Consider the following 16,881-nt stretch of genomic DNA (forward strand, 5'->3'; position numbering starts at 1 on the left):
CTTTATACTGCAAACTCTCTTCTATTCATTCAAATGTAAAGCCTCAAGTTTGTAAACTGAAGGTGATGGGGCAGCAAATCCATTTTCTAAGATTTCAATATTCGTTACCGCTTCTTCATCTTTCACAAGTTTTGGTGCACCATTTACAATTGTGTCATACGCTGCATCGTAGAAACGACCGTAATCACCAAGCGGCGTTTTAATTTGTTTTTCAATCCAGTCACCATTTGCATTACGATACTTAGCAACTCCATAGTACATCGGTGAATCTTCACCAAATCCTGCACTCTCAGGCATAATACCCGCTTTCAAATCATTTTCCTGCTGATCTTCACCATATTTAATAAATGATCCATTTGTTCCATGGACGATAAAGCGTGGATAATCTTTCGCTACGACATGGTTTGTTTTCAGTTTAATTTTCAGCTGATTTCCGTAATGTAGACCAACATCGAAATAGTTATCAACCGCACCTTCCACTTCATTATTACGAATATCGTATGTTACCGTATCAGGACGGCCGAATAGTGAAATCATGCGGTCCATCATATGAATACCTAAACTGTAAAATGAACCTTCTTCTTTTGGAGCTTCATGAGTGATTGAACCAGGACGGAAATAATCAATATGTGATTCAATCTCAATAATATCACCAAGGAATCCTTGTTCCACAACTTGCTTCACAGCTAAGAAATCACCATCAAAACGACGGTTTTGGTAAGGCATAACGACTACGCCTTTCTCTCGTCCTAAAGCTAATAATTCTTTCGCATGTTCTACTGTATCACAAAATGGTTTTTCAACGATAACGGATTTTCCAGCAAGTATAACTTTTTTTGCTAATTCGTAATGCGTATGTGCTGGCGTACAGATCGTCACCACTTGAATTTCTTTGTCATTCAACAATTCATTCAAATCAGTAGTGAAACTAATACCTTTTTCCTCATACGGTGCCGCTAATTCTTCATTTATTTGACGTACAAAAATTGTTTTTACTTTTATATTATTACGTGTATTTACATAAGGTAAATGATAGCGGTTAGCTGATTTTCCAAACCCAATAAAGCCCATTGTTAATGTCATATTCTTCAACTTCCTTGCTCATAAATTTTCGTTTCTATATTTATTATATAGTTTAGTTATAAAAAATATATAGTTTTGATTTATAAGTTATATATTAAATAAAAAAATTCGGGTTAAAAAGGAGCATAACAAATATGGCACATACTACTACATCTATGGAAATTTTCGGTTCACCTGAACAAGTATGGCAATTAATCGGAGGGTTCAACTCCCTTCCAGACTGGTTACCTTATATACCTAGCAGTAAATTAACTGAAGGCGGTCGTGTACGTCATTTAGCTAATCCAGATGGCGATACAATTATAGAACGCTTAGAAGTATTCAATGAGAAAGAACGCTACTACACGTATTCAATCATGAATGCACCGTTCCCAGTCACTAATTATCTATCTACAATCCAGGTGAAAAAAGGTACTGAAAGTAATACATCGTTAGTAGAGTGGTCTGGTACGTTCACTCCTGTTGAAGCTAGTGACGAAGAGGCAATAAATCTGTTTCATGGTATTTACAGTGATGGATTGAAAGCATTGCAGCAAGCATTTCTAGATTGATTCATGTAATTGATTGAGACGAAAAAGTAAATTAACAGTCAAATATTCGATTTTTTAGTTAAATTCATTATGAAAGATAAACAAATACAAATTTCATGCCTGCTTGTTAATGACAAGAAATAAAAAATACTACCCCCAAATGGAAGGTAGTATTTTTTTATTAATCAGGAAAAACAATTAATCCCTCTTCTTTTTCCTCCTGTTTTAAATCTTCTTCTGGGAATGTTACAGTTGAATTTTTATCACCTGTTCTTTTTGTTTCTTCACCTGGAAATACGAAAATTGAATTTTCTTTTCCTTCATTTTTTTCTACGTTATCTGGAAATACCATAGGATCATTGATAGTCAAATCACTATGAAATCCAAGGTTAGACAAAATCGCTTTTAAATCTGGTAAAACCCCTATTTTATCAGATGATGGGTTATTAGACTTTGTGCCTGTACTAGGATTACTTAAAATTGCTCTCAATTCTTTTGATGTATATGCCTTACCTAAATGTTCTTTAGCAATCCCTTGAATCGATACAGCAGCCCCAGCAATTATAGGCGAAGCGCTAGAAGTACCACGGAAATTAGAAGTATAACGATTAATTATGTTCTGATCTGTAACTTTTTGTCCTTTACTATTTTGATTTTGATATGTATCTAATGTATCAACATACTCTCCCCAACCATATACATCAATTCTACTACCATAGTTAGAGAAAGCTAAACGTTTATGAGGAACTCTTGCAGTAGATGCTCCAACTATAATAGCTCCTGAATCTTTAAAGTCTGGACTATTTCGATTTAAAATCTGCTTACCATTACGGTCTTTAAATTCATCTAAATCAATCCCACCATTACCAGCTGCTTCTACAATAATAATGCCTTTATCTGTACCTTTGCGAATTGCGTTAAATATACTCGGGTATACTTCTACTGGTAAAGGGTCATCTCCATATCCATCATATTTAAAGGATTCTTCTATTAATAAAACATCTCCAGCCTGTAAAGAATCTACGGCACTTAAAATAGCATCTCTTACATCGATTCTCCCATTATCTCGGATCACTGAAATTACTTTTGCCTTTGCTTTTGGTGCAATCCCAATGTTCCCAATCCCATTGTCAGCTGCAGAAACAACACCTAGAACTGAAGTACCGTGAGAAAGATCATTACTCATTTTTCCAGACATAAATTCAATATTTTGACCGACTAAATCTTCATGATTTAATAACCAGCCTTCTTCCAAATCTACAAAAGTTGCTCCCTGGCCATTTCCTCCTTTAATTCCCCAAGCATAAGGAGCATTAATTCCTAAAGGTGCCTCTTCAAGATATCCCTGTCTTGAAAATCTAGGTTCATCATAAGGATTGACTGATAATACAGGCAATCTCGAGCCAGTTGTTGTGTTTATACTCTTATTAGAACGAACTTGTATTTTACTAGAATCGTCATTAGCAGCATATACTGTATTTGTTACAAATGTCGTACCTACCCCAGCAAAAGTTGTAATTGCAAGTGATGATATTAACATACCTTTAAAATTTTTCATTTTTCCACCTCTAGTTTTCTATTAGAAATAACATATTTAATAATGTGTATGAACTGAAAAGCATTTTATCTTATTATAAAAATTAATAGATTTTTATAGCTTTTTGATTTACATAAAAACTCCCTTCATTCTTGTAATTCAATGTGGACATTTCAAAATAATAAACTTACTGTAACTATTATAGTTACACCTTTATTGATTTTCAACTACGAAATATAAATTTTTAAAAATAAATTTATATTACTTTAAAACAGCACTAGCCTTTTACCCACATAAAGTGAAACTTTAATCAGTGGTTTTTTTGTTCATCCCCCACTGATTATTAGCCCTCACCAATCGGGCATTTACGGGCAGTTAATGCGGGATAAAAATGCAAAATATCTGTCCAAATTACAGCAATCAATAAGTTTATGGACTACGAAAGAAATACGAAAAAGCAAAGCACTAAGTGCTTTGCTCCTTATAAAATCCCTTTTAACTTTTCACCAATTAACTTCGCTACATACTCATAACCTTCTGGCCCAAAGTGTAATCCATCTTTTTCATCATTTTCTACAAATCTTTTATAATCCCGTTCTTGAATCATTTCAGCGAATACGTTTAGAAAATAACTTCCTGTTTCCCTCGCCACTTTCTCCACCACGTCTGCATACTGACAGAGCACTTCATTTGTTCTATTGTGCTGCCTCTCTTCATCAACTGGTGCAGGACTAATCAGTAGTACTTTATCTGATGAAACTTGGTTCACAATCTTCTCTAAGTTTTCTTTATATGCTTGTAATGACACTTGAGAAAAAGAAACTGCATCATTCGTACCAAGAAAAACTGTTACGAAATCTGGTTTATATGATATTACATCTTCTTCAATCCTATTTAACGCATCGAATGTATTATCACCTGGAACACCTGCATTCACTACTATCCAATTCGGAAACATCTCTTGCAAACGTGGTGTTAATCTCGGCATTCCATCAAAAAATGTTTCATCAGCTGTAATACTATCTCCAAAACATACTAACGTTTTCATTAAGCTACTCTCCTTTTACGTATGAAACAACTTTCCTTCTATTGCTTTTATATATCTTTCAGCAGAACGTTCAACTGCCTCATTTGCATTTTCTTTTACTACTCGATGAAAAGCGTTGTATAAACGATTAAACTGTAACGGCTTCACTCGATTCACCATTTCTTCCACTTTTCTCGCTGGTAGTGGAATTAAGTTTGGATAGCTGTACATGAAGCTTACCCATCGTTCATCCGCTACGACTTGAATAATATCACCTGTTAACAAAATCCCTTTTCCGTCATTACCTTCTTCCCAATGTAAGACAGATCCACCTTTAAAATGTCCCCCTAAACGATGAATGACTAATCCATCAGCTAATTGTAAAGACTCACCAGACCAATAAATAATACGACTACTCGGACGCATCACCCACTCTTTATCATCTTCATGTATATAAATTGGTACATCAAATGTCTCTGCCCATTCTACTTGCGTTGAATAATAATGAGGATGAGACAATGCAATCGCATCTAATCCGCCAAGCTCTTTTATTTTCGTAATTGTCGTTTCATCTAAATACGTAATACAGTCCCACAGTAAACGATATGACTCTGTTTTCACTACAAATGCCGTTTGACCGATCGCAAATCCTGGTTTTGTCGTAATACTATAAAGTCCATTTTCCTCTTTTATTATTTCATTTTTATATGTATCATCTGTTTGCAAATTTTCTAAAGTCGTCCAAGACTGCCCTTTCGGATTCACATACTGCCTTTCTTCATCACAAATATGACAACTCACCGGTTCTTCTACACTCGCTGCATACTGCACGCCACACGTTGTACAAACGAAATTTTTCATAATAATTTCCCCTATCCCTATATTTTTATTAAGCTGATTTTTGTTGATAATGATCTGCTTTTTTATTTTCAATTAATAAACTTATAAAAGTAAGTAAATAGACAACTGTAACCGATAATGGAATTACAGTAAATCCTTTTTCGCTTCTGCAACATTCATCTCACTATCTCCCCAAAAATATTTGTACTATAAAGTCACCTCAACCTCACCCATCCAATAACGCCAAGCTTCTAAATAATCTTCTAAATCTTTCGGGTGGTGCCGTAAACATGTATCTATACGCAAATATAATCCTATGACTATTTCTTCATATAAATCACGGTCATTTTTATGAAATACACATTGTTTCATCGCATAACCAATCGTTTCTTTTGTTAAATCTTCCGGAGTTGAACAGAACGCATAAATTAAATCATATATAGGATCTCCTAACACTGGTAAAGGATCAATTACACCGTGCAGTTTATTCTCTTGAAATATAAAATTATGAAATCCAAGATCACCATGCAATAAAAATGGCTGATTTATTCCTGTCCCCCTACTTGGATATTTGCTAACTTAAAAACCGTTCTATACTCTTCCTCATTTATGTAACGTCTTACATTTTCATGAGCTTCCATCACATTTGTCGTTAAAAATTCATTCCAAGATTGAACTAGGTTTTCTTTCCATCCCCAGCCATCAACCTCTGTAGCTACTTCATACTCATTGATAACTTCTTTTACAAGTTTACAAAGAACACTCCGTTTATAGCCTAGTTTGCAAGAAGTTGTGCCCTCAAGGAATGAGTAAACAATATAGCGATTTAAAGGTTCCTTATATAAAAGCTTTGGAAATAATTCGTCCTTTTTATAAAACTGAAGAAAATAAACTTCTTCACGTATGACATCCGATTCATTCAACTTTACAACGTATTGTTCATCTAACAAATATATAGTACTTGCCGTTCCCCCGTTTAATGCTTTTACGCTATTTGGATAATGTGAAATAACTTTTTCCTTAACTAGTTGTGCAGTGATTATTGAAATGTCCATTCTATCACCCTTTAATTCGGAAAATTCCCTTAATTCAAAAGACAACTTTACTATTATTTGACAAACGCAAGGGAAATCCTCCCAACCATCCTAATATAACAAACAACAATTTTATTTTATTACAATGGCTTTCTTCAATATCTCATTTATGATAACGTGATTTTATCACTCTAAATGCTCTTCATATACTCTAATAATTTCTATTGCAGGGTCTATGTCTTGTAATTTATGAGCCAAACTTTCTACACCAAACACTTCTGTAAACGTATGACTGCCTACAATTAAATTAATCCCTTTAAATTTCGCATGTTGCACTGTATATAATGTTTTTTCACCTGTTATGTACGTGTCACACCCTTTTTCTAATGCACGTTCAATCAAATTTGTATTGTTTCCTGCACCGGTTAAAATCGCAATCCGTTTTACTGGTTTATCGTGATTTCTCCAGCTCTTCACTTTCTCTTCCATTTTTTCTTCAAGTTTTCCAACTAAGTTTGAAAAAGGAATCGCTTCTTTATATTCTCCTATTCCCGGTAGTTCTTCTTCCTCATACGTGGAATATTCCAGTATTGTATCTATCCCAATTCCGTTAAATAACGATGTACACGTGCCAAACTTTACAAAATCTAACGGCAAATGAACCCAAAAATGATTCATTTCATATTGCTTCAATTTCTCAATACAAGCCTCTTCCATACCAAATAAAAAACTCCACGGCGCATGATGTGTAACTATCATATCGACTCCATTTCTATACGCTTCTTCAATAGTTTCTAACGTTAAATTTGTTGTGTAACCGATTTTGTGAAATTCATCTTTACTTATATGAGTAAAACCATATTCATCATCGCCGTATTTATGAAGATGCTCTCCAAATAGTAATGTTATATGTTCGTTAAACTGCTTTATATTCATTTTATTTCTCCTTTCATTTACTTTTATATTTCAAAAATAAGGAAATACTAAATAAAAACGTTACATACATATAGGAGGACACCATGAAACCTGAATTTTTAAAAGCTGTACATGATGCCATTGGAAACGTCGAACATATTCATATAGAAGAAAGCGGTGCTGACAGCTTACTTATCCATCATGATGATGCACAGCAATTACAACAAGTCGCTAAAACGCTAGAAAATAACAATTTTCGCTCTGCTTTAAGAACAACTGGAGATGCTTCGTATATTGAAGTGTTGAACAGATAATGAAAGTCCGGATGTATGCCGGGCTTTCTTTTTTATATTAAAACTTCAAACTCTTTCACATACACCGCTGTTCCAGCAATATCTATTTGTAACTTTTCGTTTTCTATCCCTTTCGTTACATAAACAGTTACACGACCATCTTTATTTATTTCCTGTCCTTGCTCAACGATTAAGTCCAATTCATGTTCAAAATCTTTCTCTAAATACTCCGCATAATACGCTCCCATTACACCTGAAGCTGTTCCTGTCACTGGATCTTCAATCGTCCCAGCATAAGCTGACGAGAAATGACGGCCATGCATTTGTGCTAGTTCATCATAAGTTTCTAGACAAATTGGGTGAATAGAAGCATTAGGTATTTCTCTTAATACTGACGGAAATGCAGCATTATTAGGTTTCATTCTCTCACACGCATCTAGATTTTTAATCGGCACAATTACAGTCCAGTTTCCTGTACTTCCATATACTATCGGTAAACTTACATCTAAATCATTTACTTCTAAACCAATACTATGAGCTAATTCTTCTTTTGAACCTGCAAAATCTTTAAACTGAGGTGCTGTCTGCCTCATTTTAATAAAGGTTTCTCCATTTTCATTTACACCTATTTGTATTGGTAAAATCCCTGCCTTCGTTTCAATCGTAAGGTTACTTTTCTCTTCTAATAAACCTTTTTCGCGCAAGGCATATATCGTCCCTACTGTCCCATGACCACATAAATCCATTTCAAAACCAGGTGTAAAATAGCGCATTCTTATATCTCCTACTTCTGAGGAAAGAACAAAAGTTGTTTCGTTATATCCAACTTTTTCAGCAATAATTTGCATTTCCTCTTCCGTTAATCCATCTGCTTCTAATACAATACCTGCTGGATTTCCCTTATTTGGTTTATTCGTAAATGCGTCGTAATGAAATACGTTTATAGTCTTCATTTTCTTTTCCCCTTATTTGTCCATTTCTTTATTTTTATAATAAATAAGAAAATCCATCCACTTACCATTCTCTAATGAAAACGCCTCTCTCTTGCATTCAAATGAAAAGCCTGTTCTTTCCGCAAGACGTACTGATGGCTCATTATCAACACGTATATGTAATTCGATTCTATGAAAATCAAGGCAACTAAAAAATAACGGTAGCGCAGCTTTCACACTTTCAACACCATATCCATTTCTCCAATATTGATTATGTATGGAGTATCCCATCATCGCCCATTGATAGTCCATACGTAAAATTTTAATCAGCTCTAGCTTACCAATATTAGCTCCGTCTTCTTTACGAAAAATACCTAATACATACATCTCATCTCGATGTGCTGCTTCATCAAAGCCTCTTATCCATTCCGTGAACCATTCTTTTGTTGATGATGCCATAACTTGATAACCATCGTCATATTTATACTGCGATGGTAACCTCTTATTAAATCCATCTAACCAACTTTCATAATCATCATTTTGGAACGGACGGATCATCAGTCTCTCTGTCTCTACCTGTAATAGCGGCAGCTTCATTTACATCTCTTCCCTTAATCAATATTTGAATATTCTTTATTATCTTACACAAAATACAAAATCTAGTAAATTATTATGTTTTTGATAAACAAGGACCTGTTAAACTACAATATTGATTTTTGAGAAATACAAAAAGGAAACCCTGTTCTGAAGGGTTTCCTTTTGTCATCATACTATCAATCTTATCTGTAATTTAAAACCTTGTATTCTGTCTTTAATATTCCATACACATCAACATCTTCATATGTATTTAATAAAAGTCTATTCTGTCTTAATGTGCCTTCTTTACGTAAGCCTGACTTCTCTAACACCTTAATTGATGATCGATTTCTAGAAAGGGCAGATGCCCAAATTTTGTTTAAACCTAATTCGATAAAGCCAAAATGAATCATCCTGTTTACAGCCTCAGTTGCAAAACCCTTCCCCCAATAATTCTTACCAATCCAATAACCAAGTTCACCTCTATTGTTACCCTTGTCAATTCTTAGTGTAATTGTACCTACAATTTCTCTTGATTCTTTAGAGACAATTCCTAAAGGATATTCGATTCCTTTCCTTATAAGTTCTGGTTGCATATCAACCCAATCTTGCGCGAACTCTAATTTATATGGATGCGGAAGCCCAAGAATATTAGCTAATTCCTTGTCATTAGCTAACTCTTTAATTCTAAACACATCATCATTAGTAAAAGGTTCTATACATAAATGCTCAGTTTCTAATTTTATAGTCATAGTTTTTCCCCCTAGTACTGAAATTAGTTAGCTCCCTTTATTTTCAATATTACACTAAAAACACAAAAAGTTTTGAATTTTTACAATATCAACCAACAGAACCCTAAACAAAAAATCCAGTTATGCTTTATACATAACTGGATTCCTCATCATTTAATCGTTTTTATTTTACAAGTACATTTTCTCTTAATTCCCTTTTCAACACTTTCCCTAAAGCATTTTTCGGTAATTTGTTCATAAATACAACTTTGGGTATTTTATAACTTGCTAGTTTTTCTTTACAATGCTGTATAATTTCTTCTTCCGTTAAAGACGTTTGCATATCTTTTACAATGTACGCTGTCGGAACCTCACCCCAAAAATCATCCGGAACTCCAACTACTGCAACTTCTAAAACACCATGTATTTCATGAATAACATCTTCTACTTGATCTGGATATACATTGTCACCACCGCGTATAATAACGTCTTTATATCTTCCCATAATATGCAGGAATCCATCATCATCTATCATGCCAGCATCACCCATGTTAAACCAGTTATCTTTTACTACCTTCTTTGTCGCCTTTTCATTATTCCAATACCCTTTAAACATGTATGGACTTTTCACATGAATCTCTCCAACTTCATTTGTTGTTAATTCATGTCCTGTTTCCGGATGAACAATTTTCACCTCTACATTTTTTAAGGTCTTTCCTACAGAAGACATCTTTTCTTTTCCCATCATTGGATGCCATGAGGTTACAACCCAACCTTCTGTACTACCATAGCCTTGCACCATATATATGCCTTTTTCCATATATTTTTGAATGAGTGTTTCTGGCACTTTTGTACCACCGCTTTGTGCTACTTTAAAGGTTGAAATGTTACGTTCTTTTTTATTTAGTTCATCAAGCATGTAACTATAAACGGCTGGGAAAGCAAGCATCGTAGTAATTTTCTCTTCTTCAATCTTATCCCAAATAAGAGCAGGATTCGAATCAGCTAAGAAAATCATCGTAACGCCATGATAAATACAATTTAAAATAGAAAGCACGCCACTCATATGAAACAATGGATGCACAGATAAAAAGCGTTCACCTGCTGGGATTTCTCTTTGTCCCGCAATTTCAGCAAAATAGTGATGTAAGTTTTTATGTCCAATTACACATGCTTTCGCCTGTCCAGTCGTTCCTGAAGTAAATAAGTAAATGGCATCATTTTCTTCATGAACTTCTACGTTCGGTTCTGTCGTTGTCTGTTTTTGCAACTCTAATTCAAATGAACCAAAGCCTTCTTTTGTCGTTTGAATTACATAAGGAATTTCTTTAACAGCATCAACATTTAATAACACTTCACTAAATTCTTCATCAATAACTAACACTTTTAATTTCGCTTCTTTTACAATCGTTTCTAATTCATATACAGTAAGCTGATGATTTAGCGGAATAAATACCGCTCCAATTTTTAAACTTGCCATCATAACGCTTGGAAATGGGTGATTATTTTTGCATAGTATTCCTATACGATCTCCTCTTTGCACACCATTATGTAACAAATAATGTGCAAGCTGATTTACTCGTTCATTATATCGCTGAAACGAATATCTTTTCTTTCCCCCTACAAGCGCTTCCAAATTTGGTGATTGCATTGCTCTTTTTTGTAGTAATTTTTGCATCGTTCTCAAGTAAAACTCCCCTTTATATATGTTAGGTTTTTTATTTTATCAGATTAACTATTAATTTACTAAAGATTACACTTAGTGAATATAAGAAGAATATAAAATAGCCATTTACTTCACAAGTAAATAGCTATTTTTCATTATATATTAGAATACTTCTTGTTCATCACATATTGCACATACTCAGGTGCACTTTTATCAATCTCTTCATCACTTAGTTTATATTCTGCACCATATAAATAAAAGGAAGGTATAAATTCCATACCTGTATATAAGCATGTAGCTTGGAATGGTTTCGTCAACTCATCCATTGTAATCCCACTATTTTCATAGTCCTTTTCTAATCCCCCTATAGAAATAGCTACACCAAATTCTTTCCCCTTCACTTTATCTCCTTGTGATCCGTACGCAAATCCATATGTTAATACATCATCAAACCATTTTTTTAATAATGGTGGTGTGCTGTACCAGTAAAGCGGAAATTGAAATATATATCTGTCATGTTCTACTAATAACTTTTGCTCTTCTTCAATATTAAACTCCCAATTTGGTGCCACTTTATATAATTCATGCACCGTTATTTCATCCGAATGTTTTTCAAGTTCTTCAATCCATCTTTTATTAATTTTTGATTTTTCAATATGAGGGTGTGCTACAATTACAAGTGTTCTCATCATCTTCCATCCCCTTTTTTAATTATTCAATCCTTTACGTATTAGTATGAATGAGTTACATATAATTGAAAAGTACGTACTTTCAGGTACTATAGGAACCTTGAAGTACCTTTGGAGGTGTTATATGAATCAAAATGATAATTGCCCAATTGCAACGACACTCGATGTAATCGGCGGAAAATGGAAAGTTTATATTTTATGTGTGTTGATGGATGGAAAAATGCGAACAAATGAAATCCGACGGGAAATCCCAAACATTACGCAAAAAGTTCTTACACAACAACTTCGGCAACTTGAAGCTGATGGGATTATCCATCGTACTGTATATCAAGAAGTACCACCAAAGGTTGAATACACAATAAGTGAATATGGGAAATCTTTAATGCAAATTATGGATGAACTATGTGAATGGGGAAAAGATCATCAAATGAAAAGATTACATGACTAAAAGAACACTACCGTCTTTATTAAATGTGATACATTCATATTAGTAGTTCAATATTTCTATTGAAATGTTATAGTAGAGGGACTCCAACAACTCGTAATTTAGAACCTCAAATCTTTCAGAAGTAAAAAACAATGACATTCATCTATAAATGCTCTTTATAACAAAAGTATCCTATACTTTTTATTAATTGAACCGCATCCTAGTTGTTAGACATATAGTCAACAATTTGAGATGTGGTTTTATTAGTCGGATAACAGCTCTCATCAACTTTAAAAATCATGACTGCAGACAAAATACTTTGCAAAGAGTTCCTGTACAAGGTGATTTTTCACATAGACTTACCAAATAGCATTTTTATCAAAAACTTCTCACATTTAAATTGGACAAGCATATTTTATTATATGGGGACTCCCTACTCATAGAAAACTACCTTTCTATTCTAAGAGCACGCATATTTGTGTGCTCTTAAATTATTTACAAAAAAATAAAGAGTTTATTAATTTTCTTAATTCACTATCGGAAAAGTACCCATAATAATATCTTTATATTTATCTATTGTTTTTTGATTTTTATAAAACTATATTATTTTGGAGTTGGTTAATACGTTACAAAAAACTGACCGTGTAATCATTATGGTCCCTCCATTTTCACAAGCGTTTGTTACATTTTACTCGTCATCAGGAGAACTTCTTTCATCACAAGTCTTATCTAATACCTCTCCACATCCTGTATCGATGTATGCACTTACTGAAATTGAAAGCGAATTATTTGAAGTCGAGTTAAAACCACTACTACTTCATTAAAACTACGAATAGCGGAAAGACCTTTACAACTCCCACATGGAACTAGAGCAGTAGCATTTTTAGCAAAAATAGCACAAGCAGAAGAAGCTGCAGCCTTTAATGCAAACGCCATTACATATCAATGCTACCCAATGGCTACTGCTGCACACACGCTATATAGCTTTAACTCCACACTTACTATGTAGACTTTTCCTAGGAACTCCATTTTAGTTTCCAAGGAAACCAAAATGGAGTATAATTATATATGTACAATAGATAGCATTTATAAATCTATTTACAATTTTTCACATTAGCTCTTAAACAATTAAATAATTGGAGGGCATGATATGGACAATTATTATGATGTAGCGGTAGTTGGTGGTGGTCCAGTTGGACTTATGGCAGCATGTGAATTAGCTATCCAAGGCGTAAAAGTTGTTATTTTAGAGAGAAGATTAGACCGGGTACGAAATTCTAGAGCACTCACACTACACCCCCGTTCCTTAGAATTGATGGCTATGAGAGGTATTGCAGATCGATTTTTAGCTAGAGGCAAGAAATTAAATACAAGTCATTTTGCTGCCTTAGATACAAGATTAAACTTTAAAAATTTAAATACTGATTTTCCGTATACACTTTTTATTCCCCAATCTATTACAGAAGAAATATTAGAAAAACGTGCTTTAGAATTAGGTGTAGTCATTAAACGCGGGCATACTCTGAAAGACTTAAAACAATATGAAACATTCGTACAACTAGAAATAAAACAAAGAGAAACAATATATAAAATAGAAGTTCCATATGTAATAGGAGCTGATGGAGCAAGAAGTATAGTTCGTGAATTATCAAATATACCGTTTAATGGAACAAACACAACAACTACTGCTATATTAGGTGATGTTATTTTAGAAGATATACCAGATACTCCATTTTTATCTACTTCTAATATAAATGGGATATTAATGATGGTACCTATTACACCTGATGTATTTCGTTTTGCAATTGTTGATCCTAAGAATCAGACAATACCTGTTCATGTTGCTGTTACAGAAAAAGAGTTTATAGATAGTATTTATAGTATTACAGGTGAACATCTTCAAATTAAGAGCACAATATGGCTTTCTCGTTTTGGCAATGCAACCAAACTAGCAAATACTTATCAACATAAGCGTGTATTCTTAGCAGGGGATGCAGCACATATTCATTTCCCTGCTGGAGGACAAGGTTTGAATGTAGGTCTACAAGATGCTTTTAATATTGGCTGGAAATTAGGACTCGCAATAAAACAAAAAAAATATGAAAGCCTATTAGAAAGTTATCATATTGAAAGGCATGCTGTGGGAAAACAATTTTTCAAGGAAGTACAAGCGCAAGAACAATTAATGATAAACTTTTCAAATGCAGGAATGGAATTAAGGGGTTTATTTTCGCACTTACTTACATATCCCGAGATAAATCACGATTTATCTGAAAGAGTAAGTGGCTTAGGGATAATGTATTCGTCGATGCACGATACAGAAAGGCATCCATTGATAGGAAAAAGATGTACAAATCTCACTATTTCTTCTCTAAATAAGAAAAGTTATAAACTCTTTGAATTAATGCAGGATGGTAAATTTATCTTATTAATACACCCTTCTTATATAGATAAGATAAATAAAATAAATATTGATTCACACATAAAGGTGATAGTAGGAGAAATACAAGATTCCAAGTTAAAAAATGTAGATACCGTTTTGATTCGACCAGATGGTCACATAGCCGACATTGAGTATAACAAGGTAGATAACTGCGAATAGTCCAGAAAAATGATTATCAATCGTATTAGTGATACAAGATAAATTCACTTTTATAAAACGAAAAGAATCCTATTTATTTAGGACTCTCTTCGTTTTGCTCATCTCACTATTTATAAAAACATATCTACAAGGGAAGAAACACTACATTTACAGTTAACTATAAAATCCCGTTCCAAAGGACTACCCAAAACTTCCCACCTACATACTCTCATGATCAAAAATATTTGTCTCTATTTCATATAAAGTATGATAAGCATCCATAAAGATAAAGCACAAAAGATAGCAAGCACTATACGAGTAGATAGTACCCTTACTTCAAAATCGGTTTTCTTGGATGGTTCAGGATATGCAATTACATAAATCCCTTTTAATAGTGCAAGCCATGCAATAAGTGTAATGAGTCCCTGCCAATTAAGTGTCCAAACATTATGTAGGATAACTGTACCTAACCCGAGGAAAATTGATAGAAAGCCATACATGATTCCAAATCCTCTGTCTTCTACCACTAATTTTTTCAGTTCACGTAGTATAGATGGTCGCACAAAAAGTATTCCTGAGATGATAACCGTTATCCATCCCCAAAAAAATCCTAAAAAAAGGCTTACCTCCATTGTTACTCCACTCCTTTCAATTACATTTATATTTCAGTTATTTTCTCTTTAGTATTAGATCTATAGATAAAAAACTAAAAATGTAACTTTGGAGTAAAGTCGTACTCTTTATAAAACATTTCATGTGTACATAAATAATCCTTCACCTTACTAATTTTTAATAAAATAATATTAAATTTAACAAGGTGAAGATTATACAATATTATTAAATAAATAAAATAATCTAATTAAGAAGTATAACAAATTAATAACCAGTCTACATACAACTTATGTTAGTAAGAAAATCACATACACTTATACATATTACTTTTGTATAAAATCTTAAAAATTGTAGTCACAGAATTACTTTAGCATCCTCTTCTTAATCTCTAAACAATCAGCATTTAAACTAAACATGCTAATATTGATTTTGTGCGATTGTCAGTTACCTCATAATAAATTTCTAATCCTTTCCGAGTACCTGTAACCATTTTAGCAGCTTTTAGTTTAGATAAATGTTGACTAATTGTACTTTGAGGCATTTCCAAATCCCCATACATTGTTGTTACATTAGTAGGGCCTTTTGCAAGCATTATTTTTACTAAAGATAGACGAACTGGATGCGCCAATACCTTTAACACCTCAGCGATTTCTTGAAACATTTCTTTTTTTTCTTTCATCTTATTTCTCCCCTTTTATATACATATTTATGTTATCCATATATATAATTCGAAGGTATATGCGTTTTTGTGTCCGTCATTTTAAAAAAATATAAAAAAACTTTAATCCGAAACTAAAGGATTAGCTTAACATAATGTCTCACTATTAATGGTGAATAGGAATTTCGTTATAGAAGCAGCAGTTTTTATGCTACAACTCTACATTCAACTAACTAAAACTAATGAAAAAGAGCAAATATGAAGTGACCCCTAAAAGTTAGACACGGTTATTTCATTAGGCAGCTTGATAAAAGTGAGTCCGGTATTGTACCGGGCTCATTTTTAATTTTGCCTTAATCCGTTTCGTATTATAATAATCTATATATTTTTCTAATTCTATTTTAAAGTGCTCTACATTTTCAAATTCTTTTATGTAGAGGAATTCCGACTTCATAATCCCAAAGAAATTTTCTATTACTGCGTTGTCGTAACAGTTGCCTTTTCGAGACATACTCTGGACGATAGCTCTTGATTCAAGTGTACGGACGTACTGTCTCATTTGATAATGCCATCCTTGATCCGAATGCATCAGTAGCTGGTGGGTTTCAGGTAAACGTTCCAATGCTTTCTCTAACATGTCTGAAACAAGCGAATACGTCGGTCTAGAACCAATTGTATAGGTAATAATTTCACCATTATACAAATCTAATACAGGTGATACATACAGTTTTTCTCCAAACAATTTAAACT

The 16,881-nt window shown here is 33.4% G+C and carries 18 protein-coding genes and 2 pseudogenes; 5 read left to right on the top strand and 15 right to left on the bottom strand.

All coding sequences use genetic code 11. The features are described 5' to 3' along the window. Positions 1 to 21: 21 nt before the first annotated feature. Entirely contained in the window at positions 22 to 1,083 is a 1,062-nt protein-coding gene (locus ACS2FK_RS14710; protein ID WP_063548104.1) for an oxidoreductase, read from the bottom strand. Between the two features lie 134 nt (positions 1,084 to 1,217). On the opposite strand from ACS2FK_RS14710, the gene ACS2FK_RS14715 reads away from it, so the two are divergent. Further along, complete coding sequence (locus tag ACS2FK_RS14715; protein ID WP_063548106.1) at positions 1,218 to 1,634, top strand: SRPBCC family protein; 417 nt, start codon at positions 1,218 to 1,220, stop codon at positions 1,632 to 1,634. Between the two features lie 160 nt (positions 1,635 to 1,794). Here the strand turns inward: ACS2FK_RS14715 and ACS2FK_RS14720 are convergent, their stop codons facing one another. From ACS2FK_RS14720 to ACS2FK_RS14745, 6 genes and pseudogenes are all read right to left on the bottom strand, one after another. Further along, a complete protein-coding gene (locus ACS2FK_RS14720; protein ID WP_063548108.1) occupies positions 1,795 to 3,171 on the bottom strand; it encodes a S8 family peptidase in 1,377 nt (458 codons plus the stop codon). Between the two features lie 460 nt (positions 3,172 to 3,631). Further along, positions 3,632 to 4,198, bottom strand: coding sequence for an SGNH/GDSL hydrolase family protein (locus ACS2FK_RS14725; protein ID WP_063548110.1), 567 nt, complete (start codon positions 4,196 to 4,198; stop codon positions 3,632 to 3,634). Between the two features lie 15 nt (positions 4,199 to 4,213). Then, on the bottom strand, positions 4,214 to 5,038 hold the full coding sequence (locus tag ACS2FK_RS14730; RefSeq protein WP_063548112.1) for an MBL fold metallo-hydrolase: 825 nt from the start codon (positions 5,036 to 5,038) through the stop codon (positions 4,214 to 4,216). A gap of 28 nt (positions 5,039 to 5,066) precedes the next feature. Beyond that, positions 5,067 to 5,183 (bottom strand): annotated as a pseudogene (locus tag ACS2FK_RS14735) (DUF7010 family protein); the annotation flags it as partial. A 41-nt stretch (positions 5,184 to 5,224) separates the two neighbouring features. Then, a pseudogene (locus ACS2FK_RS14740) lies at positions 5,225 to 6,072 on the bottom strand (aminoglycoside phosphotransferase family protein). Between the two features lie 165 nt (positions 6,073 to 6,237). After that, complete coding sequence (locus ACS2FK_RS14745; RefSeq protein ID WP_063548114.1) at positions 6,238 to 6,987, bottom strand: Nif3-like dinuclear metal center hexameric protein; 750 nt, start codon at positions 6,985 to 6,987, stop codon at positions 6,238 to 6,240. Between the two features lie 83 nt (positions 6,988 to 7,070). On the opposite strand from ACS2FK_RS14745, the gene ACS2FK_RS14750 reads away from it, so the two are divergent. Then, positions 7,071 to 7,280 carry a hypothetical protein gene (locus ACS2FK_RS14750; protein WP_000801653.1) on the top strand — a complete coding sequence of 70 codons (210 nt, stop codon included), beginning with the start codon at positions 7,071 to 7,073 and terminating at the stop codon, positions 7,278 to 7,280. A gap of 32 nt (positions 7,281 to 7,312) precedes the next feature. On the opposite strand, the gene ACS2FK_RS14755 is transcribed toward ACS2FK_RS14750, so the two are convergent. From ACS2FK_RS14755 to ACS2FK_RS14775, 5 genes are all read right to left on the bottom strand, one after another. Then, positions 7,313 to 8,212 carry a PhzF family phenazine biosynthesis isomerase gene (locus tag ACS2FK_RS14755; RefSeq protein ID WP_000849324.1) on the bottom strand — a complete coding sequence of 300 codons (900 nt, stop codon included), beginning with the start codon at positions 8,210 to 8,212 and terminating at the stop codon, positions 7,313 to 7,315. A gap of 12 nt (positions 8,213 to 8,224) precedes the next feature. Then, entirely contained in the window at positions 8,225 to 8,788 is a 564-nt protein-coding gene (locus tag ACS2FK_RS14760) for a GNAT family N-acetyltransferase (RefSeq protein WP_063548116.1), read from the bottom strand. Between the two features lie 182 nt (positions 8,789 to 8,970). Further along, complete coding sequence (locus tag ACS2FK_RS14765) at positions 8,971 to 9,519, bottom strand: GNAT family N-acetyltransferase (protein ID WP_063548118.1); 549 nt, start codon at positions 9,517 to 9,519, stop codon at positions 8,971 to 8,973. Between the two features lie 163 nt (positions 9,520 to 9,682). Then, positions 9,683 to 11,185: a class I adenylate-forming enzyme family protein gene (locus ACS2FK_RS14770; RefSeq protein WP_063548120.1), complete on the bottom strand. Its 1,503-nt coding sequence runs from the start codon at positions 11,183 to 11,185 to the stop codon at positions 9,683 to 9,685. Positions 11,186 to 11,319: 134 nt separating this feature from the next. Next, entirely contained in the window at positions 11,320 to 11,853 is a 534-nt protein-coding gene (locus ACS2FK_RS14775) for an NAD(P)H-dependent oxidoreductase (RefSeq protein WP_025921899.1), read from the bottom strand. A gap of 124 nt (positions 11,854 to 11,977) precedes the next feature. On the opposite strand from ACS2FK_RS14775, the gene ACS2FK_RS14780 reads away from it, so the two are divergent. The 3 genes from ACS2FK_RS14780 to ACS2FK_RS14790 all read left to right on the top strand — a co-directional run bounded on the left by ACS2FK_RS14780 (position 11,978) and on the right by ACS2FK_RS14790 (position 14,882). Beyond that, positions 11,978 to 12,301, top strand: coding sequence for a winged helix-turn-helix transcriptional regulator (locus ACS2FK_RS14780; RefSeq protein ID WP_063548122.1), 324 nt, complete (start codon positions 11,978 to 11,980; stop codon positions 12,299 to 12,301). Positions 12,302 to 12,888: 587 nt separating this feature from the next. Then, positions 12,889 to 13,104, top strand: a complete 216-nt coding sequence (locus ACS2FK_RS14785) for a hypothetical protein (protein WP_154816434.1) — start codon at positions 12,889 to 12,891, stop codon at positions 13,102 to 13,104. 326 nt (positions 13,105 to 13,430) lie between these two features. Beyond that, positions 13,431 to 14,882, top strand: coding sequence for an FAD-dependent monooxygenase (locus ACS2FK_RS14790; protein WP_063548124.1), 1,452 nt, complete (start codon positions 13,431 to 13,433; stop codon positions 14,880 to 14,882). Positions 14,883 to 15,112: 230 nt separating this feature from the next. Here the strand turns inward: ACS2FK_RS14790 and ACS2FK_RS14795 are convergent, their stop codons facing one another. The 3 genes from ACS2FK_RS14795 to ACS2FK_RS14805 all read right to left on the bottom strand — a co-directional run. Next, the gene (locus tag ACS2FK_RS14795; RefSeq protein WP_063548126.1) at positions 15,113 to 15,493 is read right to left on the bottom strand and encodes a hypothetical protein; all 381 of its coding nucleotides are present in this window, start codon (positions 15,491 to 15,493) and stop codon (positions 15,113 to 15,115) included. Positions 15,494 to 15,876: 383 nt separating this feature from the next. After that, positions 15,877 to 16,152, bottom strand: a complete 276-nt coding sequence (locus ACS2FK_RS14800; protein WP_000660065.1) for an ArsR/SmtB family transcription factor — start codon at positions 16,150 to 16,152, stop codon at positions 15,877 to 15,879. Positions 16,153 to 16,426: 274 nt separating this feature from the next. Continuing rightward, the coding region (locus tag ACS2FK_RS14805) for an IS3 family transposase (RefSeq protein ID WP_277502893.1) at positions 16,427 to 16,881 on the bottom strand (455 nt) is incomplete at its 5' end.

The organism is Bacillus cereus group sp. BceL220 (assembly GCF_051776965.1).
Taxonomy (GTDB): domain Bacteria; phylum Bacillota; class Bacilli; order Bacillales; family Bacillaceae_G; genus Bacillus_A; species Bacillus_A cereus.

What these genes read in the sequence shown, in the direction of transcription:
- ACS2FK_RS14710 (WP_063548104.1), bottom strand. Translation starts at nt 1,083, where the DNA reads ATGACATTAACAATGGGCTTTATTGGGTTTGGAAAATCAGCTAACCGC.
- ACS2FK_RS14715 (WP_063548106.1), top strand. Translation starts at nt 1,218, where the DNA reads ATGGCACATACTACTACATCTATGGAAATTTTCGGTTCACCTGAACAA.
- ACS2FK_RS14720 (WP_063548108.1), bottom strand. Translation starts at nt 3,171, where the DNA reads ATGAAAAATTTTAAAGGTATGTTAATATCATCACTTGCAATTACAACT.
- ACS2FK_RS14725 (WP_063548110.1), bottom strand. Translation starts at nt 4,198, where the DNA reads ATGAAAACGTTAGTATGTTTTGGAGATAGTATTACAGCTGATGAAACA.
- ACS2FK_RS14730 (WP_063548112.1), bottom strand. Translation starts at nt 5,038, where the DNA reads ATGAAAAATTTCGTTTGTACAACGTGTGGCGTGCAGTATGCAGCGAGT.
- ACS2FK_RS14745 (WP_063548114.1), bottom strand. Translation starts at nt 6,987, where the DNA reads ATGAATATAAAGCAGTTTAACGAACATATAACATTACTATTTGGAGAG.
- ACS2FK_RS14750 (WP_000801653.1), top strand. Translation starts at nt 7,071, where the DNA reads ATGAAACCTGAATTTTTAAAAGCTGTACATGATGCCATTGGAAACGTC.
- ACS2FK_RS14755 (WP_000849324.1), bottom strand. Translation starts at nt 8,212, where the DNA reads ATGAAGACTATAAACGTATTTCATTACGACGCATTTACGAATAAACCA.
- ACS2FK_RS14760 (WP_063548116.1), bottom strand. Translation starts at nt 8,788, where the DNA reads ATGAAGCTGCCGCTATTACAGGTAGAGACAGAGAGACTGATGATCCGT.
- ACS2FK_RS14765 (WP_063548118.1), bottom strand. Translation starts at nt 9,519, where the DNA reads ATGACTATAAAATTAGAAACTGAGCATTTATGTATAGAACCTTTTACT.
- ACS2FK_RS14775 (WP_025921899.1), bottom strand. Translation starts at nt 11,853, where the DNA reads ATGAGAACACTTGTAATTGTAGCACACCCTCATATTGAAAAATCAAAA.
- ACS2FK_RS14780 (WP_063548122.1), top strand. Translation starts at nt 11,978, where the DNA reads ATGAATCAAAATGATAATTGCCCAATTGCAACGACACTCGATGTAATC.
- ACS2FK_RS14790 (WP_063548124.1), top strand. Translation starts at nt 13,431, where the DNA reads ATGGACAATTATTATGATGTAGCGGTAGTTGGTGGTGGTCCAGTTGGA.
- ACS2FK_RS14795 (WP_063548126.1), bottom strand. Translation starts at nt 15,493, where the DNA reads ATGGAGGTAAGCCTTTTTTTAGGATTTTTTTGGGGATGGATAACGGTT.
- ACS2FK_RS14800 (WP_000660065.1), bottom strand. Translation starts at nt 16,152, where the DNA reads ATGAAAGAAAAAAAAGAAATGTTTCAAGAAATCGCTGAGGTGTTAAAG.